Origin of the sequence: Paenibacillus gallinarum (assembly GCF_014836635.1) — a bacterium.
GTDB lineage: Bacteria > Bacillota > Bacilli > Paenibacillales > Paenibacillaceae > Paenibacillus > Paenibacillus gallinarum.
On sequence record NZ_JACSQL010000008.1, the window covers coordinates 221,246 to 241,739 of the forward strand.

The window sequence follows — 20,494 nt, forward strand, 5'->3', positions numbered from 1 at the left end:
CTCTCGTTACATGAGCGAAAGCCATGGTCTTTTTTCATGGTAACTATATGCCCGAAAGGAGGACTACAGCTATGTTAAACCCGCCCTACGGACTTCGATTTGATATTTATGAACGTGTTCAATTACCAGAACATGTTCCTGCTATTGCAGAGCTTGAAGAGATTGAACTCTATCCTCGAATACAGGTGATTACTGATCAGGAACACGCAGCTCTTCGGGGGCATCTGCTGTTGTCAGGTGTGTATATTGGTGAGAATAAGGAACAGGAAGGTTTGCAACACCTGATTCCGGTGGAGATTACGATTCCGCTTAGCCGGGTTGCCTCTGTGGATGAGATCGCTGTTGAAATTGAGAATTTTGATGTCGATCTATTGTCTACAAGAAGCTTGAATATTACCGGGGTGTTGTCTCTCAGAGGAATTGAAGGGATTCAAACAGAGGAAACTCCTGCCTGGAATTCGGACGAATTTACGGTAGTACACACGAATTCTGCTTCTGAACAGGGGAATAGCGAACCAAAAGAGTATAGCGGATATAACCCATATCATCATGCTAGGGAAGATGGCGAAGCTTCATTTGAGCAAGAACGTACGAGTGACGCTTCTCCCGTACCGCCTACATTTTATGCTCCTTATATAACACCGACTTCCACTCATAATGAGGGGCAGGAGGAGCGAGACGTTTGGAATCTCCCTTATGAGACTCTATCTGTAGATGAAGGTTCTAATCAGCAGGAAGATTCTAATATAGAAGAGCAGAGAATAGAGAATCAAGAGAACTGGGAGCTAAGAGAGACAAAATATAATCAGGACGCGGAAGAAGAAAATTCTGCGACTGAGCTCTCTGCCGCGCCAGAAGTTTGGCATTTTGAAACGCCTGCGGAACCTGTTGTAAGTCTTCAAGAAGCAGAAACACCTATAGAAGAACAAGCTGCAGAATCTGCCACGATCCAGCGAGATGATCAGGAGATTACCTGGGAGGATGAGGGAGTCCTGCTTACAGCAGATGTACCTCAGCCAGAGGCAGAAGATGAAAAACCGGAGCTGAAAGTTGCTTTTGGCAGTAAAAAAGAGAGTGATGCACCTGCTTCTGATTCGTATGGGATTACCTCTCTTCTTCAGAAGAGCAAGAGAACGGAAGAGGTTCTACAGTTAGAAGAACAGATTTCAGTAGAAAAGCGTGAAGAAGAGCAGACAGAAGATGTACAGTGGAAAAACTTGTTTCTTGGCGGTAGTTCTGAGCAGACGCCATTCAAGAGGGTCAAGCTCTGTATAGTACAGCGGGAAGAAACCTTGGATACGATTGCAGATAGGTATCAACTAAGCACACGTGAGTTACAGCTGTATAATCGTTTATCCGAGCAGTCTATTGAAGAGGGACAGGTGCTTTACATTCCTTAACAAATATTAAAATGAGGTGTTCTTGGACGTAATAACGACCAGGGACACTTTTTTATCATTATTTTGGCGTTACATAAAACTTAGCTATCATCCTGCTCCAGTCTTTCCCTATGCGGAAAATAGGTACTCGCCTGTTGACGAATTTAGGCTAGAAATGTATGATGTCTGTAGGATTGGGGATACAATGAATATAATTCATTGTGGTTCGTATAGATCCCTTGAATTTACACATGGAACAACGAAGAACGGGAGTAGTAAGCAGTGAACCCTTCAGAGAGTGGAATCGAGTGGTGTGAGATTCCGCAGGATACTTTACTGATCCGAAGTCACCCGGGAGTTGCCCTTTTGAATGCTTTCGTATGCTTTGTACATAGAGAGCACTAGAATGTGGCCGGCTGCAGCCGTTATACTGCCTAACAAAGTGTCATATCAAGCCGCAAACTAAAGTTTGTGGTAATTATGTTTTGGTATGAAACAAAGGTGGTACCGCGAAAGAATGACCTTTCGTCCTTTGAGGATGAAGGGTCTTTTTGTTTTTTTATCGTTACCGATGAAAAATAAATTTTGGATTTCTAAATTAACAGGAGGAATGTATATGTCTGAAGCAACAAACCAACCAAATCAATCCAATCAGACGGAAATGCCAACAACTTATGATCCGCATGCTGCGGAGCAGAAGTGGTATCCGTATTGGATGGAAAATAATTTCTTTAAAGCAGGTCAGCGCAAGGATGCGCAGCCTTTCACCATTGTAATTCCACCGCCAAACGTAACGGGTATGCTTCATATCGGTCATGCGCTGGACTTTACACTTCAGGATATTATTATCCGTGCGAAACGGATGCAAGGTTATGACGCGCTCTGGCTGCCAGGTTCTGACCATGCAGGGATTGCAACCCAAACCAAAGTAGAGCAAAAATTAAGAGAAGACGGGATTACTCGTTATGATCTCGGACGCGAAAAGTTCCTCGAGAAGGTATGGGACTGGAAAGAAGAATATAACAATACGATCCGTTCCCAATGGGCGAAAATGGGCTTGTCTCTTGACTACTCTCGTGAGCGTTTTACGCTGGATGAAGGGTTATCAAAAGCTGTACGCGAAGTGTTTGTTACACTGTATAATAAAGGCCTCATCTACCGCGGAAAACGTATCATTAACTGGGATCCGGCAGCACGTACTGCTTTATCTGATATTGAAGTTGAGTATAAAGAAGTACAAGGTCACTTATACCATCTGAAATATGAATTAAAAGACGGCAGTGGCTCCATTACCGTTGCAACGACGCGACCAGAAACCATGCTTGGTGATACAGCAGTTGCGGTTCATCCCGAAGATGACCGTTACAAAGATATGATTGGCAAAGTACTTGTGCTGCCGATTATTGGCCGTGAAATTCCTGTAATTGCAGATGAATATGTAGAAAAAGAGTTCGGAAGCGGAGCGGTAAAAATTACGCCTGCGCATGATCCAAATGACTTTGAAGTCGGTCTTCGTCACGACCTGCCGCAAATCACAGTCATGGATGAGACGGGCACCATGAACGAGGAAGCTGGTAAATATAAAGGCCTTGACCGTAGTGAGTGCCGTAAGCAGATTGTTGCTGACCTTAAGGAACTAGGTGTACTCATTAACATTGAAGACCATGTGCATCAAGTTGGTCATAGTGAGCGTTCAGGTGCTGTTGTAGAGCCTTATCTGTCTACACAGTGGTTTGTTGCGATGCAGCCGCTTGCGGAAAGAGCGATTGAAGCTCAGAAGAACGGAAAAGGGGTAAACTTTGTTCCAGATCGTTTTGAGAGAACGTATCTTCACTGGATTGAGAATGTTCGCGACTGGTGTATTTCTCGTCAGCTTTGGTGGGGACACCGTATTCCAGCGTGGTATTGTAATGCTTGCGGAGAGCTTCATGTTAGTCAGGAAGACCTCACGACTTGTACGAAATGTGGTTCTGCAGATCTTCGTCAAGATGAAGATGTTCTTGATACTTGGTTTAGTTCGGCGTTATGGCCTTTCTCTACTCTAGGCTGGCCTGAAGACGCAGAAGATCTGAAACGCTACTATCCAACGTCTGTGCTCGTAACTGGGTACGATATCATTTACTTCTGGGTAGCTCGAATGATCTTTACAGCGCTTGAATTTACGGATGAAATTCCGTTTAAAGATGTACTGATGCATGGTCTGGTACGGGATGCAGAAGGACGCAAAATGTCGAAATCGCTTGGCAACGGGGTAGATCCGCTTGAAGTTATTGAAAAATATGGAGCAGATGCAATGCGCTATATGATTTCAACAAGCAGCACACCAGGACAAGATCTTCGTTTCCGCTGGGAGCGTGTAGAACAAGCACGTAACTTTGCGAATAAAATTTGGAATGCTTCCCGTTTTGCTCTCATGAATCTTGAAGGCATTAAATATGAGGACATTGACATTACAGGTGAACTATCCACGGCTGATCGCTGGATTCTGCATCGCCTAAATGAGACAGCAAGAGAAGTAACTCGTCTTATGGACGCTTATGAATTTGGAGAAACCGGACGTGCGCTGTATAACTTCATATGGGATGATCTGTGTGACTGGTACATCGAATTCTCCAAATTGACGTTATATGGTGAAGATGAGCAGGCAAAACGTAAGACCCAGTCGGTACTTGCTTATGTACTGGATCGTACAATGCGTCTTATTCATCCGTTCATGCCATTCATTTCAGAGGAAATTTGGCAGCATTTGCCGCATAAAGGAGAGACCATTACGCTTGCAGCATGGCCTGAATTTACCGAAGAACTTGTTAACGATCAGGCTGTAGCTGAGATGAATATGCTGATGGATCTCATTCGTGCTGTTCGTAATGTTCGTGCAGAAGTGAATGTACCGATGAGTAAGAAGATTGAAATGAATGTAAATGCAAGTAATGCGGATGCGCTGCAGATCATCGACAACAACCTTGTTTATGTTAGCAGATTCTGTAATACTTCCGATCTGACTACTGGTATTTCTTTACCTACGCCGGAGAAAGCGATGACGGCAATTGTATCAGGTGCTGAAATTTATTTCCCGCTCGCAGGACTAATCGATATTGATCAGGAGATTGCTCGTCTTGAGAAAGAACGCGAGAATTTAGATAAAGAAGTGCTTCGCATTGAGAAAAAACTTGGCAATGAAGGCTTCGTATCCAAAGCACCAGCTAAAGTGATTGAAGAAGAACGTGCAAAACTTGCGGATTATTCTGATAAACGCAGTAAAGTTATTGCTCGTATTGCTGAACTACAAAGCTAATTCGGTTATAGTTTCGCGATATCCCTTAAAGAAAAGTCTCACAAATTTCGCAATCGGAGGGTGAAGAAAATGTCTGAAAATACGGGAGCTGCTTGTGCAGCTCCTTTACAAACCTACAATGATGCAGTAGCTTGGATTAACAATCTTATTCCTTTTGGAATTAGACCGGGACTATCCCGGATTGAATTGTTATTATCCAAGCTGGGCGACCCTCATAAACATCTGAAATTCATTCATGTCGCGGGAACGAACGGAAAAGGATCGACTTGTGCCTTTCTGACTTCTACCCTTAGACAGGGCGGTTATGATGTAGGGACATTTACTTCTCCGTATATCACCAAGTTTACAAACCGTTTTCAGTATAATGAAGAAGACATCCCGGAAGACACTCTATTGCAGCTGGCTAACAAGCTGAAGCCTCTTGTGGAAGAAGTGGCTGCTACAGAACTTGGATCTCCGACGATGTTTGAGGTTGCGACAGCGCTCGCAATTCTGTATTATGCGGAGGTATGCTATCCCGATGTGGTAGTATGGGAGACTGGGCTTGGGGGAAGGCTTGATGTAACTAATGTCGTGACTCCTATCATTTCGGTGATTACGAATATTGGTTTTGACCATACCGATATTCTTGGGGATACGATTGAACAAATTACATCTGAAAAAGCAGGGATTATTAAACCCGGCGTCCCTGTTGTTACTACGGTTGAACAGCCGGAAGCAATTCGTATCATTCGTGAAACCTGTGCTAAGAAAAAATCAACCCTGTATGTTGCAGGTGAACAGTTTACTTATGAGCAACTTGAGGTTAATAAGAATGGTCAAAGATTCCATTATAATGGACCGTTTCGTGAACTTGATGTGGAGCTGACAATGCAGGGCAAGCACCAAAGTGCAAATGCTGCCTGTGCTCTGATGACACTTGAAGTGCTGCGCCAGTACATGGCGTTCTATATGGAAGAGGAAGATTTGAAAAAAGGATTTCACAGAGCTTTCTGGGCCGGACGTTTTGAAAAAGTGTCCGATGATCCACTTCTTATTTTGGATGGGGCACACAATCCGGAAGGTGCAGAAACACTTGCCAGAACGATAAAGGATTTGTATGCAGATCGGAAATTAATTTTAATGATGGGCATGCTGGAGAATAAGCATCACAAATCATATTTACAGCATATACTGCCACTAGTGGATACGCTTATCCTGACTGAGCCTGATTTCCGTCGTAAAATGGATGCGGCACAGTTAAAAAATATGGTAGAAGAGCTTCGTCCATCCTTTGCCAAACCAAACCTTGACATCATTGTAGAACCTTCATGGAAAAATGCACTGAGCTTACTTAAGTTACGGACGGAAGCGGACGATCTGGGGATTGTGTCCGGCACTTTGTATTTAATTGCAGATGTTCGGGCCAGTCTTTTGCATCAAACCGATTCTGAAAAAGGTTGGTGAAAACTTGTTGAATACTACGGAACATGTACATTTTATCGGTATCGGCGGCTATGGGATGAGCGCCATTGCAAGAGTTATGCTAGAGATGGGTTATACGGTAACAGGTTCGGATGTGGCATCCCAGGAGCTAACTGAAAAGCTCGCCGCAAAAGGAGCAAAAGTATATATCGGCCATACAGCGGAACAGGTACACGGCGCAGATTTAGTCGTTTATTCAACGGCTGCGACTGCGGACAATGTGGAACGTGTTGAAGCGGAACAATTAAAAATTCCGGTTCTTCATCGTGCACAAATGTTGGCACGTTTACTTAACGAGCGTAAGGGAGTTGCTGTTGCGGGAGCACATGGTAAGACAACGACTTCCTCAATGATCGCGCTTGTTATGGAAGAATGTGAAACAGATCCTACTTACATCATCGGTGGAGAGATTATGAACCTTGGTACGAATGCCAAGGCAGGTAAAGGCGATTGTGTCGTTGCTGAGGCAGATGAGAGTGATGGTTCATTCTTGCATTATCATCCTTGGATTGGGATTGTAACCAATCTGGAAGCCGACCATCTTGAAAACTACAATAACGATTTTAACGAGCTGAAAAATGCTTATGTGAAGTTTTTAAATCAGGTAAAACCTGAGGGCTGTGCAATTGTTTGTGCAGATGATGAGAACATTCAGAGTATTATGCCACAGCTCAAATCTAACATTATTACTTATGCAATTGATGCGGAAGCGGATTATACAGCAACGGATCTTATCCTTGGTGATCGTCATATTTCATTTACGATGAATCATCGCGGAGCTCCGCTAGGCAAAGTAGAGCTATCTGTACCTGGTAAACATAATGTAAGCAATGCAATGGCAACGATTATCACTTGTTTAGAAGCAGGCATCCCTTTTGAATCCGTTGTGAAAGCAATCGTGAAATTCAGCGGTGCAAAACGCAGATTCCAGGTGCTTGGTGAAGCGCGCGATATTCTGATTATCGATGATTATGCTCATCATCCTACAGAGATCGAAGCTACAATCAGTGCTGCAAAAGCGACAGGGAAACGGATTATTGCCGTATTCCAGCCGCAGCGTTATACGCGAACATTCTTCTTGCTAGATGCATTTAGTCGAGCTTTTGCTGAAGCAGATGAAGTCATTATTACGGATATTTTCTCTCCTGCCGGGGAGAAACAAATTGAAGGGGTTCATTCCTCTAAATTGGTTGAGCTAATCAAGCAAAACAGTAATCCCAATGCAACCTACTTCCCGACAAAAGAGGATGTAGTTACAGATTTGGAACACCGATTAAACCCAGGCGATCTAGTGTTAACTATGGGAGCAGGGGATATTTGGAAAGCTGGATATGAGCTGGCTAAAGGCTTGAAATAGGCGACTCGATAAGAACCATAATAAAAAGCATCATTTCTGTGATAGGCAGAGATGGTGCTTTTTATGCATATATCGCATGTTTCACACATATAGCTGATAAAAAGGACAAGGGAGGGGCTTACACCGTGAATAAGGCGAGAATGACCTTTCGTTTTGGTGAGGAATCTCAGAATACTTCTCATCAGCTTCCCAACCGCATAACAGAAAAAATAGAGTCTCCTCGTACTAATCAGAAGATTGCTTTGGGAACTGAAATAAATCCAATCTCGCTGGATCGTAGCGTCCCTCCACCTGAAACATATCACCAGTTAGATGGGGAAAAAGATCGGTCAGGTTACAGTGAACAAAATCTTTCAGGATATCTTTCCGCAGAGCAGAAAGCGGGAAAGGAAGATACCTATTACGGAAATTCGATCTATGATGATTGGGGTGAACCTTTTGGTCCCTATGCCGGTTCTTCGATGATCGAGAATAGGAGGCTTACCGAGGGCTCTTCTGCCAGGGAAGATAATGGGGATCCTTATGAGGATTTACCTATGCAGCATTATCCGGAGATAACCACTAAATCGTATTCTGTTCATCATCGAAAAACCCCAGGAGGATGGAAAGTATTTGGTTCGGTAACTGCCGCGGTAATGACCGGTGTGTTATTTGGATTTGTAGCCATGTCTATGCTCGATTCTGAAACGAGTACAACTCCTCAGACTGTATCGGGAACGGCGGTAGGGACAGACCTTATATCTCCTACTGTAAATTCCCAGACACAGACGTTGGGAACGGAAACTCCCAATATCGCTAGCACTGCTGTATCCATACCAGGAGCGACTTATTTTATGCTTCAGTATGGTGTGTTCAGCATGGCAGAAGGTGCAAGTCAGGCAAAGAAAGAGCTCACCCAGGCAGGGATTGCAGCAGGAAGTGACCCAATGGATGAAGCGAGAGTATATGCAGGGGTATCTTCCAATCGGGAGGAAGCAAAGCTAATAAGTAATCAGCTGAAGACAGAAGGAGTAGAGCTATACGTAAGAGAGATCTCTCTGCCTGCCGTTTCAGATGTGGTATTCATGGGGGATGCAGATGTGGTTAGTCCTTTTTTTGAAAATAGCAGAGTACTTACTGACATGCTTGCTTCTTTATCAATCACTCATATTGGCGAGCAAGTTCAAACCGCTGTATCAAAGGACAAATTAAGCGAGATCTCGGATGCACACCAGCGATTTACAAGCAGTGTTGGAGCGATCCATGCAGGACTCTCTGAGAACGGTAAGCAGATTGAACGGAAGATGGAGTCCTCAATGAGTACTGCTATTAGTGCAGTTTTCGAATATAATAAAAATCCTAATAAAGAGCATATGTGGAAGGTACAGTCTGCTGTAATGGATTATATCCTTCAAGAAAAACAGCTGCTTGAGGTAATGAAACAAACATAAGGTGACCCTTTGGTCCGGCCGGGAAATGGAAATACTTCCCCAGGCCGGATTTGTATTTGTACTTACGCGTTGCTTCCCGTATAATAATGAAGGTGTCAAAATATGGCGAGGGAAGAGTACAATGAAAAAAAATTTCGGCATGTTGTTACTGTTTCTGCTCCTGGGATGGCTGATAGGAGCCTTCATAGCCAAGGGCCTAGAGCAATTCAAGGCTCTTTCTATTCTAACGAATACGACAACAATAAGTTGGTCGCCAAAAGCAAATTTCGACATCATTAGTTATAACCTAAACATTCAATTGAAAATGAGCCTGCTTAGTCTGCTGGGTATGGTGTCAGCAATTTGGCTCTATCGCAAATTGTAAGCAGTATATTCACTTTGCATATCTTAGCAGTTTTAAGTCAGTACAGAAAACGATTAAAACAGAGATGCTTATAGCATTATCGGTGAAGTAAGGAGTTATCCCTTTGAAAAAGCAGCAGAACCATCGAATCATTCTAGCCTCAACATCTCCACGTCGACGCGAACTTATTGCTTCACTTAGATTACCATTTGAAGTTGTTCCAAGTCATGTAGATGAGGACACACCAGCGGACTATACACCTGAACAAGTCGTTGAAGAATTAGCGCTTCGAAAGGCAAAGGCGGTCTATGATTCCTACGAAGCCAGTATGGAGGGTGCAATAGTAGTCGGAAGCGACACCATTGTCGTAATGGATGGAATGATACTTGGTAAACCGAAGGATGAGGAAGACGCTTTTCGAATGTTAGGTATGCTGCAGAATCGTACTCATGAGGTGTACTCCGGAGTGGCCTGCATATCGGGAGATACAGGGCGTATCATCGTAGATCATCGTAAGACAAAAGTGAAGATGAAAGCACAAACGCATGAAGCAATTCGTGCCTACATTGCAACCAAAGAACCATTCGATAAGGCAGGATCCTATGCAATTCAAGGCATTGGTTCCGTTCTGGTTGAATCTATTGAAGGTTGTTATTTTAACGTTGTAGGTTTGCCATTGTCCTTGCTAAGCGAACAGCTTGCTGAGCTTGGTATGCATGTGCTTGCCATAGATGAAACGTAAAATTAGATATTATTAGATTCAATTAGACCTTATAGATTCAAATGGTGGGGAAAGTTCTAGGTTTGTTTTTGAAAAGAGGGAAAAGATGAGTTCGCCAGGGTACATGTTGCGCGACATCCCCCAAGAACAGCGCCCGAGAGAACGCATGCTTCATCATGGGGCGGGTGCACTTAGTCATGCGGAACTATTAGCTATCTTACTAAGGACAGGAACTAGGCAGGAATCTGCTATACATGTTGCTCAGCGAATTCTGAGTGAAGCAGGTAGTCTTCGCAGTCTTGTTGATTTAACTATCGAGGAACTGGTACAAATTAAAGGTGTTGGTCCTGCCAAAGCTGTTCAGCTAAAAGCGGGAATTGAACTAGGACAAAGACTGTCTCAGTCAAGGTTGCCTAGTAGTCCAACAATACGAAGTCCAAGAGATGCAGCGGATTTATTGATGGAACAGCTTCGGTATTTGCAGAAAGAGCATTTTGTATGTCTGTTTCTGAACACCAAAAACCATGTAATAGCTCAGGAAACGCTCTCGATGGGCAGTCTTAATGCTGCTATTGTTCATCCAAGAGAAGTATTTCGTGCAGCGATCAAATGCAGCAGCGCATCTCTGATTTGTGCACATAACCATCCCAGCGGCGATCCTACTCCAAGTCCGGAAGATATAAAGCTCACAAAGCGTCTTCTTGAGGCAGGAGAAATTGTAGGAATTGAGGTTTTGGATCATGTCGTGATCGGGGATGGGAAATTTGTGAGTTTGAAGGAACAAGGGTTCATATAATATAATGTGGTACGTTAACGGTTTATGAAGCGGAATAACAGGATACATACCTTGTGTTCTGATCTAGCTATTTATTGAATCGGATCATAAAGTTGCAGTTGCTCATGAAACAAGCAACGTTAATAATGCAGGGAAAAGAAAGGGAGATTACAGCATGTTAGGTGGCTTTACAAAAGATTTGGGAATTGACTTGGGAACGGCGAATACGCTCGTTTATGTCCGCGGAAAAGGAATTGTCGTAAGAGAACCATCCGTAGTTGCTATACGTACGGATACACAAGTCATTGAGGCAGTCGGAGAATCTGCCAAAAAGATGATTGGTCGTACACCAGGGAATATTCGTGCGATTAGACCGATGAAAGATGGCGTTATCGCTGATTTTGATACAACAGCTACAATGATTAAGTACTTTATTCGCCAAGCACAAAAACAGCGTTCTTTCTTCCATCGTCATCCGAATGTAATGGTATGTGTACCTTCCGGTATTACTGCTGTTGAACAACGCGCTGTAGAAGATGCAACAAAACAAGCAGGTGCACGTGAAGCTTATACCATTGAAGAGCCATTCGCAGCTGCGATTGGTGCTGATCTCCCGGTATGGGAACCAACAGGCAGCATGGTTGTTGATATCGGTGGAGGTACTACGGAAGTTGCAGTCATCTCTCTTGGAGGTATTGTAACAAGCCGTTCTGTACGTGTCGCAGGGGATGAAATGGATGAGTCTATCATTCAATACATCAAGCGTCAGTATAACCTTATGATTGGTGAACGTACATCAGAACAGCTCAAAATGGAAGTAGGTTCTGCTCTTCCACTGGATGCAGTAGAGACAATGGAGATTCGTGGTCGTGACCTTGTCACTGGACTGCCTAAGACGATTACCATTACATCTGATGAAATCAGCGAAGCTTTGGCAGACACAGTAGGCTCTATTGTGGAAGCTGTAAAAGTTACACTCGAAAAATGTCCACCGGAACTCGCAGCCGATATTATGGATCGCGGCATTGTTCTAACAGGTGGTGGTGCGCTTCTTCGTAACCTGGACAAGCTTCTTGCTGGAGAAACAGGTATGCCTGTTATTGTAGCTGAGAATCCTTTGGATTGTGTAGCGATCGGTACAGGTAAAGCGCTGGACAATATTCATTTATTCAAATCAAGAAGTAAACGCTAAGCCGCGATAGTTCGTACTTTCAGCCCGCTGGCTGCATCCGCCGCGAGCTGAGCCGGTATGGCCGTAGGTGTTGATGCGATATAGCATCAATGCTCCATTCATTTTTTATGTTGATGCTACTGTTGGGATCGCAAGAAAGTAGAGAACAGGCCTTTGGCCTCGCTACACTTGCTTTCCCTTTTTAAGTAGTAGACATGATTACGAAATAAGGGATGTAAGAGGGTGTTATAACTGTTTAAATGGCTTGGCAACAAAAGATTGTTTATTTTACTTGTTGGTATCATTATTTTTATAGCTCTAATGGGTTTCACTGTGGGGTCAAGAGCAGGACTATCCTTGCCTGAGAAATTCACCAAAGATATGGTTGGATTTGTTCAGCAAATTTTTTATAAACCTGCGTCTTATGTTTCTGGTTTTTTTGAAGATATAGCCAACCTGAAGAGACTTCAGGAAGAAAATGAAATTTTGAAAACAAAAGTTGCACAGTATAAACAGGATTCTGTTAGATACGGTAATCTCGCCGAGACGAACCAACGGCTTCAGGAAGATTTAAAGTTCACAGAAGAACAGAAGAATAGACATAACTATACACTTCGAACTGCACAAGTTATCAGTGTAAATTCTGATCCTAACAACCGAGTACTGAATATCGACATCGGTGAGAACGCAGGAATTAAAGAAGGAATGGCAGTAACCTCCCTTGATGGACTGGTAGGTACAATTAGTCATGTAAGTAACTTTACTGCGACCGTCACTCTTCTTACAGCACTCGACCCAAGCTCAAGCGATGCAAATGCGATTGCAGCCACCGTCGTAGGCAAAGAGAATAATACATTTGGCATGATAGAAAAATTCGATCCTAAAACAGGTTATCTGCAAATGACGAAAATTTCGGAGAGTTCCAACATAGAAGAGGAAGATGTTATTATGTCTTCCGGGATCATAGAAGGTTTTCCGAAGTATATGGTTATTGGCACTGTTAAGGAAATAGAAGTGAGTGAATATGGGTTGGCACAAGTAGCCTACATTGAGCCTGCGGCAAACTTCACTGACTGGAAGGAAGTATTTGTTGTCATTCCTCCGGAGGTAACTCCATAATGGCGGGGCGGAAGCAGGTACTCATCATTCTGTTGTTCTTCCTTTTTGTGCTCGAAGGCACGATTATGCCGTGGATCATTCCGGATGCGTTGCTTCCACGGATAGGTTATAACTTTGTGTATATTGCGATTTTGTTCGTAACGGTATACTATCACAGGCACACCGCATTAGTCCTTGGTATTATATTCGGGTTGCTGCATGACGTTGTTTTTTATGGACACATGATCGGACCGTATTCCTTTTCCATGGGACTAGCTGCATATTTACTGGGTCTTATTTTTAAGTCTCAGCGAACTACGATGCCTGTTATGATGATGGTTGCCATTTTAGGCAGTTTATTGTTCGATACGATTTTGTTTTTTATATATAAACTCTTTCAGCTCAATCATGTTTCCTATGACTGGGCGCTTGTAGAATACATGATACCTACGGTATTTATTCATTTTATATTTGCTCTTATTATCTATGTACCTTTGCGTAAACAGCTGGATAAGCTGTCTCGACATAGATCTCTAAGTAAGGATAAGACGTAATGTTTTTGCATTTTGCAAGGAAAAGAAGGAACTGCTGCGCTTCGGCACGAATGTTTGAGATGGGAGGGACAGGCTTATGACAGTAAAATCGAATCATGTGACGATTAAAGGCATCAAGGACGGCCTGGTTTTTCTGATGGATGACGAGTGTGATTTAGAAGAGCTGCTGAGTGAATTACGATATAAACTGGAGCACAGCCATCAAAATATATTGTCTGGTCCCATTATTCATGTAGATATCAAACTAGGTTCGCGTGTCGTTACCGAAGAGCAGAAAGATGCCATTCTTCAAATTTTGAAAAAGAAAGGCAATCTACTGATCCGTTCCATTGAATCTCCGGATGCCAAGAATGACCTTAACGATGCAAAAGCGATTACGACCATCACTGGCATCATTCGGTCTGGTCAAGTTTTACATCATGAGGGTAACCTTCTATTACTCGGAGACGTAAACCCAGGCGGGACCGTCAGCTGTACGGGGCACATTTTTATTATGGGTGCGCTGCGCGGGATGGCTCATGCCGGAAGTTCTGGTAATGAAGAAGCGATCATTAGCGCGGCACATTTTGCCCCGACTCAACTGCGAATTGCAGAGGTTATCAGCCGTCCTCCGGACGAATGGGAGAAGCGTGAAGCGGGAATGGAGTTTGCTTACTTGCAGAACGGACAAATGCAGATCGACAAAACGAGTAATATCGTTCGTTTGCACCGTGATTTTAACGCGTTTAAAGGGGTGTAGCATACATGGGAGAGGCGATTGTTGTCACTTCAGGGAAAGGCGGCGTTGGAAAAACAACGACATCCGCCAACATAGGCACCGCACTTGCCTTACTCGGCAAGAAGGTATGTCTGGTAGATACAGATATCGGACTTCGCAACCTAGATGTTGTTATGGGCCTTGAGAATCGGATTATATATGATCTGGTAGATGTGGCTGAGGGCCGGTGTAGATTAGGTCAAGCTTTAGTCAAAGACAAACGCTTTGATGAACTATATATGCTTCCTGCTGCACAGACCAAAGATAAAAATTCGATATCCCCCGATCAGGTAAAAGATATCGTGTTAGAACTAAAAAAAGATTTCGAATATGTTATTATCGATTGCCCGGCGGGAATTGAGCAAGGTTTCAAGAATGCGATTGCGGGAGCAGATCAGGCGATTGTAGTAACAACTCCTGAGAATGCAGCTGTACGCGATGCTGATAGGGTTATTGGTCTGCTTGAAAGTTCGCATGTGAAATCTCCTAAGCTTGTGGTCAATCGAATCCGTAATAATATGGTGAAATCAGGCGATATGCTAGATATTGATAGTATTCTTCAAGTGTTAAACATTGACCTTATTGGAATTGTTCCTGATGATGAGCTTGTTATTAAAGCAGCAAACTTAGGTGAACCAACGGTTATGAATCCTGATTCGCAGGCGGCTATTGCGTATCGTAATATAGCAAGACGTATTCTTGGTGATACAGTCCCGCTTATGTTGCTTGAACAGAAAAAAGGTGTGTTTACACGCTTTAAGAAATTTTTTGGAATGGGTTAATTTAATTTATCTATACAAATGAAACAGCTAAACTTATGTTACATGTTTCTTCTTATGTTGTTCATCTTCGTGAGTACTTAAATATCGTGCTGTATTTACGGGATTGGTCTATTTTTGATCGTTCTCGTATTTTTGTCGGCACTGAAATAAATGAGATAAAAACTATTGTTAGCGAATGATTAAAAGGCAATGGAGCTTAAAAGCTCCATTGCTTTTTTTGATATAAAAAGAAGGCTTGTTCATATTCATCTGTTCCTGCTCATAAAATCAAATAGTGGAAGTATACCTCACTAGGAGGACTGAGTTCATGGACATCAAACAAAATATAAAAGAACGAAGAAAAGAACGCATTAGGGAGCTTCTTGAACCCGAGACAAGCCATCTGGAGAAAAATTTGATGGGGCAGGAATTCATAGGACAAGGATTGCAGGAGAAACAGCAGCCTATAGAACAGCCGACAGAGCGGCTTTACCGATATGAACGAACAGATCAGGCAGAAGAAGAACGGGACCCGGAAGTTCTATGGAAAAAGGGATACCGAGGCTGGGGGGAACTTCCTGAAGAAAGTCCTCCCGTCCGTCCGGGACGATTTAGGAGAGGTTTTATAAAAAGGCTTGCTGTCAGTGTCATATTGTTTGGAACAGTTCTAGGTGCATTCAAGTGGGATGCAACTTTTCTACAGCCGGCCAAGCTGTTTATTGCTGACAGTCTTCACCGAGAGATGGATTTCACTGCTGCTACTGTATGGTATACAGATCATTTTGGCGGGGCTCCTTCTTTTCTTCCGATCTTTCAAAATGATGATCCGTCCCCGTTGAAAGTTTCTGCATCGCGTAAATATGTGACTCCGATACAAGGGACCATTGCGCAGCCGTTTGCGATTACAATGAAAGGTATTGAAATTGTTCCCGATTCAGATGGGGGAGGAATTCAACAAGTACAGAGTATGGACGCGGGACGGGTTATTGAAGTGAGCAAGAGTCCCGAGGTAGGAACTACGGTAGTCATTCAGCACACAGCGACACTTACTGGTATCTATGGTCGTCTGGAAGAAACCAGGTTAACCGTCGGTTCATGGGTAGAAGAGGGAGATCTCATAGGTCAAATCTCGGCAAGTACTTCGGAACAGGATCATACTTTTTATTTTGCACTTAAAGAAGGAGACACCTATATTGATCCGACGGAAGTGATATCATTTGATTAATGTGATGGGTGTTCGGCTGTCCATGCATCCGGTATTTGTTCTCTTGATGATGCTGTCCGTTGCCACGGGACAGTTTATTGAACTCATCACTTTATTTGTGATTGTGTTTGTTCATGAATTAGGACACGCATCAGCAGCAGCACTGCTCGGTATCCAGGTAAAGTCTATTCAAATGTTGCCGTTTGGCGGCGTTGCTGTCATTGAGGACAGAGGTGATTTGACGGCGGGAAAAGAAATCCTCATTTCACTAGCCGGACCTCTTCAGAATGTAATTATGATAGGAGCTGCAGTAGGAATGCTCAGCTTACAATGGTGGGATGGGGAGTTTTTGATTTATTTTATTCAGGCGAATGCAATCATTGCCTTGTTTAATCTTCTGCCTATTCTTCCGCTCGATGGAGGAAAAATCGCTCAAGCTTTGATCAGCTTATTTCTTCCTTATTACAAAACACTCGTTATTACTTACAGGCTGAGCATTGTCGCTAGTGTCGTCATGATTCTAATCTCGTTGTCTCCATTCTTAATGAAGGAGTCAGGGAAGATAGAGTTAAACATTCTGCTTATGGGATGTTTTTTACTCTATTCGGGGATCGAAGATTATCGCAATATACCTTACCGATTTGTTCGTTTTTTAGTTAATAGGGATAAGTTGTTTGCTTATCATCTATCATCTGCTAGTCTTGCACAGCCAATAATTTCAATACCTACGAAACCTTTAGATACAATCTTGCGTTTATTTAAGAGAGAGAAATATCATATGATCTATGTCATGAATGCTAAGGGCAAGATCATAGGTGTTCTGCCGGAACAGCGCATTATTGAGTCATATTTCGAGAAAAAGGGGTAATTCATAAAATAAGTGAGCGCGCGATTACTATTATTTTCTTTTTTTAAAAGTCTCTAGAGGTGAAGCCATGAAACAAATGATTGTACACTGCCAACCGAACATAACGCAAATGGCACTTTTGGAGAAAGGCAAGGTAGTTGAGTACGCAGCAGAACGGACAGGGGAACGTGGATTACTTGGTTCTTTTTTTAAAGGACGGGTGGTCAATGTATTACCAGGTATGCAAGCTGCCTTTGTGGATATTGGCCAGAAAAAGAACGCCTTTTTGTACATTGATGATGTATTGCACCCGCATTTGGATAAGCAGTCCGAGGTAAAACCTTTGATTACGGAACTACTTCATGTTGGTCAGGAGATCATTGTGCAGGTCTTCAAAGAACCTGTAGGAGGTAAGGGTGCTAGAGTGACGACACATTACGCACTCCCTGGACGCTACATTGTATATATGCCGCTCGCTGGATACGTCGCTGTCTCCAAGAAAATTGCTAAAGAAAGTGAACGAAATCGGTTAAAGACAATTAGTGAAAAGTGCAGGACTGAGGAAGAAGGCATGATCATTCGGACCGTATCAGAATCGGAAAGTTTGGAATCTATTGATGGCGATTTGATTCAACTCCGTAAACAATGGGAAAGAATTCAGTTCAAAGCAGAGACCAGTAACGCTCCACGCTTACTCCATCAGGACTTAAGTATTGTGCAGCGATTTATACGGGACAGCTATACAGAAGGCGGAGATGAATTTGTCATCGACGATGAACAAAGAGCTAAAGAAGCTGCAGCTTATTTTTTGGAAATGGTATATAGCGAAACTCCAAAAATTCATGTACATCATAGTAATCAAACGGTGTTTGAAGCTTACGGAGTCCAAGAACAGCTTGAGAAAGATTTTAAGCGAAAAGTTTGGCTCGGCGGTGGCGGGTATGTAGTTATCGATCATACGGAAGCTCTGACCGTAATTGATGTCAATACAGGAAAGTATATTGGCGGACGAAACCTTGAGGAGACCGTCACTGCAACTAACCTCCAAGCCGCAGCGGAGATCGCTAGGCTTATTCGCCTTCGGGATATGGGTGGAATTATTATTATTGATTTTATTGATATGGAGAAGGAAGAAAACCGTAGTAGGGTCTTACGGACACTTGAGGTGGAAATTAAGAAAGATCGAACAAAGTCCGTTGTAGTCGGATGGACAAGACTTGGATTACTTGAGCTGACACGCAAAAAAGTGAGAGAAGAAAGCACACTTTTTATCGATTAGAAGGTTTGCAGAAATTATTGATTTTTATAATCGAATCTGTTACAATCACTAAGTATGTGTTTAGTATTCATTGCTGCACATGCTGCAACCGCTCCGATCAGGTTGAAGTACTACACTCCGTATGGACGTGCAGTCACCTGGATTAGGCGAGTCTGAGACATGAGGAGGTGCAAGCAAATGTACGCAATTATTGAAACTGGTGGTAAACAATACAAAGTTCAAGAAGGCGATGTTCTTTTCATCGAGAAATTGAACGCAGCTGATGGTGAAACTGTAACGTTTGACCGTGTTTTGGCTGTTTCCAGTGAAAATGGTTTGACTGCAGGTACACCGGTAGTAGCCGGCGCAACTGTAACAGCGACTGTTGAAAAACATGGTAAAGGTCAAAAGGTTGTTATCTACAAATACAAACCTAAAAAGAACTACCGTGTAAAACAAGGTCATCGTCAACCTTACACTAAAGTAACAATCGGCAAAATCCAAGCGTAAGAGGGTGGAACAGTGATTACTGTACACATTTTTCGTCTTAGTGATGGCAGCATTCGTGGTTTTTCAGTGAAGGGCCATGCGAATTATGCAAAAGCCGGTGAAGATATTGTATGTGCGGGTGTATCTGCCGTAACTGTGGGTGCCGTGAATTCAATTGAAGCCCTTACGGGTGTTCAACTTGATGCGGAAATGGAGCATGGTTTTGTCAGTGCTTATCTTCCTTCCGGAATTCAGGACAATATCTATTCTCAGGTACAGCTGCTGCTTGAATCACTTGTGGTAATGCTGAATTCGATTGTCGATTCATACGGTGAGTATATTCAGATAAAGCAGCACAATAACTAAAGAAGGAGGTAGACTACAATGTTAAAATTGGATCTTCAGTTATTCGCATCCAAAAAAGGGGTAGGTTCCACAAAGAACGGTCGTGATTCCCAGTCTAAACGTCTTGGTGTTAAACGTGCAGACGGTCAGACAGTTAGTGGTGGTAGCATCCTTGTTCGTCAACGTGGAACGAAAATTCATCCAGGTACGAACGTAGGTATCGGTAAAGATGATACTTTGTTTGCGAAAGTGGAAGGCGTTGTTAAATTTGAACGTTTGGGCCGCGATCGCAAAAAAGTGAGCGTCTACCCTGTTGATGTTGCTCCTGTAGCAGCTGCAGTAGAAGCGTAATAAGGCATTTAAGCCTAAGGAGCCTTCGGCATGTTTGCCGAAGGCTTTTTTTATACCGTGTTACTGTCTGATAACTTTGTGTGTGATATACTGCCTGTATAGCCTGAAGGTAAAGGCTAACAAGATTTGATGAACGGGGAGAAGTTATGAATTCTTGGAAAAAAGTTCCCTATGCGGCCTTAACCTCAATTCTATTTCCGTTAGTACTGGTAATCATCTCGAAGAGCTTGATTTCGTGTTTGTTGCTTAGCATATGGATCATTGGTGTCTTTGTATTCATTTGTAAAAGGATGGACAAACAACTTGAGGAACAGCGCAGGCATATTACACAGAGGATGGAGAATGCTGCAATAGCAACATTAAACCATCACAGACATGACTGGATGAATGATCTGCAAGTATTGTATGGATATATTCGTTTGGGAAAAGCCGATAAATTGATACAAGTTGTGGAAAGAATAAAAGAGAGAACTACGGAAGAAAGTAAAATCTCCAAGCTCGGCATATCTTCTCTTGTTTTTTATTTGCAATCGTACAGAACGAGTGGCAGCCCGCTAGAACTTCATATTGAAGTTGAAGAAGGCTTGCGACTGGACACCTTGATTTCTCCCGAGGACGGTGAGATATTGACGGGGGCGATTGCAGATACGGTCAGAGCTTATCAATTCAGTAGCCGATCGTCTTGGGGAGAGATCCGCAAGCTGATGATACTTTTTCATCAGGATCAAGGTGATATCATCGTGCGTTTCGAAGGAGAGAAGGTATCGCCTGAGACCGAAGCTTGGAGTAATTTGTTTACCATAAAGCAAGGTATTAAAGTAAAAGTCAAAGCGGAACAGACCACGGAAGAACATGCATTATTTCAGTTTCGTGTGACTTGCGGTATATGAGGAAG

Annotated in this window: 20 protein-coding genes and 2 other annotated features; all 20 genes read left to right on the forward strand. The window is 43.0% G+C overall.

Features of this window, described 5'->3' with window-relative positions; genetic code table 11:
* Positions 1-71 precede the first annotated feature (71 nt).
* The 20 genes from H9647_RS17295 to H9647_RS17390 all read left to right on the forward strand — a co-directional run bounded on the left by H9647_RS17295 (position 72) and on the right by H9647_RS17390 (position 20,489).
* The gene (locus H9647_RS17295; protein ID WP_191802241.1) at positions 72-1,400 is read left to right on the forward strand and encodes a LysM peptidoglycan-binding domain-containing protein; all 1,329 of its coding nucleotides are present in this window, start codon (positions 72-74) and stop codon (positions 1,398-1,400) included.
* A 232-nt stretch (positions 1,401-1,632) separates the two neighbouring features.
* Positions 1,633-1,915: a binding site (T-box leader), on the forward strand.
* Positions 1,916-1,995: 80 nt separating this feature from the next.
* The gene (locus H9647_RS17300) at positions 1,996-4,674 is read left to right on the forward strand and encodes a valine--tRNA ligase (RefSeq protein ID WP_191802243.1); all 2,679 of its coding nucleotides are present in this window, start codon (positions 1,996-1,998) and stop codon (positions 4,672-4,674) included.
* Positions 4,675-4,743: 69 nt separating this feature from the next.
* Positions 4,744-6,120, forward strand: coding sequence for a bifunctional folylpolyglutamate synthase/dihydrofolate synthase (locus tag H9647_RS17305; RefSeq protein WP_191802245.1), 1,377 nt, complete (start codon positions 4,744-4,746; stop codon positions 6,118-6,120).
* A 7-nt stretch (positions 6,121-6,127) separates the two neighbouring features.
* Positions 6,128-7,495, forward strand: a complete 1,368-nt coding sequence (gene murC, locus H9647_RS17310; RefSeq protein WP_191802334.1) for a UDP-N-acetylmuramate--L-alanine ligase — start codon at positions 6,128-6,130, stop codon at positions 7,493-7,495.
* 125 nt (positions 7,496-7,620) lie between these two features.
* On the forward strand, positions 7,621-8,925 hold the full coding sequence (locus H9647_RS17315) for an SPOR domain-containing protein (protein WP_191802247.1): 1,305 nt from the start codon (positions 7,621-7,623) through the stop codon (positions 8,923-8,925).
* Between the two features lie 25 nt (positions 8,926-8,950).
* Complete coding sequence (locus tag H9647_RS17320; protein WP_404822638.1) at positions 8,951-9,289, forward strand: DUF4321 domain-containing protein; 339 nt, start codon at positions 8,951-8,953, stop codon at positions 9,287-9,289.
* A gap of 103 nt (positions 9,290-9,392) precedes the next feature.
* Complete coding sequence (locus H9647_RS17325) at positions 9,393-10,010, forward strand: Maf family protein (protein WP_191802249.1); 618 nt, start codon at positions 9,393-9,395, stop codon at positions 10,008-10,010.
* An 85-nt stretch (positions 10,011-10,095) separates the two neighbouring features.
* Positions 10,096-10,785, forward strand: coding sequence for a RadC family protein (gene radC / locus H9647_RS17330; RefSeq protein WP_318245332.1), 690 nt, complete (start codon positions 10,096-10,098; stop codon positions 10,783-10,785).
* A 154-nt stretch (positions 10,786-10,939) separates the two neighbouring features.
* Positions 10,940-11,956, forward strand: coding sequence for a rod shape-determining protein (locus H9647_RS17335; RefSeq protein ID WP_191802251.1), 1,017 nt, complete (start codon positions 10,940-10,942; stop codon positions 11,954-11,956).
* Between the two features lie 258 nt (positions 11,957-12,214).
* Complete coding sequence (gene mreC / locus H9647_RS17340) at positions 12,215-13,054, forward strand: rod shape-determining protein MreC (RefSeq protein ID WP_191802253.1); 840 nt, start codon at positions 12,215-12,217, stop codon at positions 13,052-13,054.
* Positions 13,054-13,587: a rod shape-determining protein MreD gene (gene mreD / locus H9647_RS17345; RefSeq protein ID WP_191802255.1), complete on the forward strand. Its 534-nt coding sequence runs from the start codon at positions 13,054-13,056 to the stop codon at positions 13,585-13,587. Before mreC ends, mreD begins: the two co-directional genes overlap by 1 nt.
* Before the next feature lie 76 nt (positions 13,588-13,663).
* Positions 13,664-14,326: a septum site-determining protein MinC gene (gene minC, locus H9647_RS17350; RefSeq protein WP_191802257.1), complete on the forward strand. Its 663-nt coding sequence runs from the start codon at positions 13,664-13,666 to the stop codon at positions 14,324-14,326.
* A gap of 5 nt (positions 14,327-14,331) precedes the next feature.
* Positions 14,332-15,126, forward strand: a complete 795-nt coding sequence (minD, locus tag H9647_RS17355; protein ID WP_191802259.1) for a septum site-determining protein MinD — start codon at positions 14,332-14,334, stop codon at positions 15,124-15,126.
* A 307-nt stretch (positions 15,127-15,433) separates the two neighbouring features.
* Positions 15,434-16,330, forward strand: a complete 897-nt coding sequence (locus H9647_RS17360) for a M23 family metallopeptidase (protein ID WP_191802261.1) — start codon at positions 15,434-15,436, stop codon at positions 16,328-16,330.
* Positions 16,323-17,177, forward strand: a complete 855-nt coding sequence (locus tag H9647_RS17365) for a M50 family metallopeptidase (RefSeq protein WP_191802264.1) — start codon at positions 16,323-16,325, stop codon at positions 17,175-17,177. The genes H9647_RS17360 and H9647_RS17365 overlap by 8 nt, the downstream gene beginning before the upstream one ends.
* 67 nt (positions 17,178-17,244) lie before the next feature.
* Positions 17,245-18,435, forward strand: a complete 1,191-nt coding sequence (locus H9647_RS17370) for an Rne/Rng family ribonuclease (RefSeq protein ID WP_191802266.1) — start codon at positions 17,245-17,247, stop codon at positions 18,433-18,435.
* A 76-nt stretch (positions 18,436-18,511) separates the two neighbouring features.
* Positions 18,512-18,599: a sequence feature (ribosomal protein L21 leader region), on the forward strand.
* 13 nt (positions 18,600-18,612) lie between these two features.
* Entirely contained in the window at positions 18,613-18,924 is a 312-nt protein-coding gene (rplU, locus tag H9647_RS17375) for a 50S ribosomal protein L21 (RefSeq protein ID WP_160036361.1), read from the forward strand.
* 12 nt (positions 18,925-18,936) lie between these two features.
* Positions 18,937-19,269 (forward strand): ribosomal-processing cysteine protease Prp, encoded by a 333-nt coding sequence (locus H9647_RS17380; protein WP_191802268.1) that lies wholly within the window; start codon positions 18,937-18,939, stop codon positions 19,267-19,269.
* 18 nt (positions 19,270-19,287) lie between these two features.
* Positions 19,288-19,599 (forward strand): 50S ribosomal protein L27, encoded by a 312-nt coding sequence (gene rpmA / locus H9647_RS17385; RefSeq protein ID WP_191802270.1) that lies wholly within the window; start codon positions 19,288-19,290, stop codon positions 19,597-19,599.
* Positions 19,600-19,889: 290 nt separating this feature from the next.
* On the forward strand, positions 19,890-20,489 hold the full coding sequence (locus tag H9647_RS17390) for a Spo0B domain-containing protein (RefSeq protein ID WP_225229368.1): 600 nt from the start codon (positions 19,890-19,892) through the stop codon (positions 20,487-20,489).
* Positions 20,490-20,494 lie beyond the last annotated feature (5 nt).

Coding starts and splice junctions, on each gene's coding strand:
- radC (WP_318245332.1), top strand. CDS start 10,096: ATGAGTTCGCCAGGGTACATGTTGCGCGACATCCCCCAAGAACAGCGC.
- H9647_RS17390 (WP_225229368.1), top strand. CDS start 19,890: ATGGACAAACAACTTGAGGAACAGCGCAGGCATATTACACAGAGGATG.
- H9647_RS17370 (WP_191802266.1), top strand. CDS start 17,245: ATGAAACAAATGATTGTACACTGCCAACCGAACATAACGCAAATGGCA.
- H9647_RS17360 (WP_191802261.1), top strand. CDS start 15,434: ATGGACATCAAACAAAATATAAAAGAACGAAGAAAAGAACGCATTAGG.
- rpmA (WP_191802270.1), top strand. CDS start 19,288: ATGTTAAAATTGGATCTTCAGTTATTCGCATCCAAAAAAGGGGTAGGT.
- H9647_RS17305 (WP_191802245.1), top strand. CDS start 4,744: ATGTCTGAAAATACGGGAGCTGCTTGTGCAGCTCCTTTACAAACCTAC.
- mreD (WP_191802255.1), top strand. CDS start 13,054: ATGGCGGGGCGGAAGCAGGTACTCATCATTCTGTTGTTCTTCCTTTTT.
- minD (WP_191802259.1), top strand. CDS start 14,332: ATGGGAGAGGCGATTGTTGTCACTTCAGGGAAAGGCGGCGTTGGAAAA.
- minC (WP_191802257.1), top strand. CDS start 13,664: ATGACAGTAAAATCGAATCATGTGACGATTAAAGGCATCAAGGACGGC.
- H9647_RS17300 (WP_191802243.1), top strand. CDS start 1,996: ATGTCTGAAGCAACAAACCAACCAAATCAATCCAATCAGACGGAAATG.
- H9647_RS17295 (WP_191802241.1), top strand. CDS start 72: ATGTTAAACCCGCCCTACGGACTTCGATTTGATATTTATGAACGTGTT.
- H9647_RS17335 (WP_191802251.1), top strand. CDS start 10,940: ATGTTAGGTGGCTTTACAAAAGATTTGGGAATTGACTTGGGAACGGCG.
- rplU (WP_160036361.1), top strand. CDS start 18,613: ATGTACGCAATTATTGAAACTGGTGGTAAACAATACAAAGTTCAAGAA.
- H9647_RS17320 (WP_404822638.1), top strand. CDS start 8,951: ATGGAAATACTTCCCCAGGCCGGATTTGTATTTGTACTTACGCGTTGC.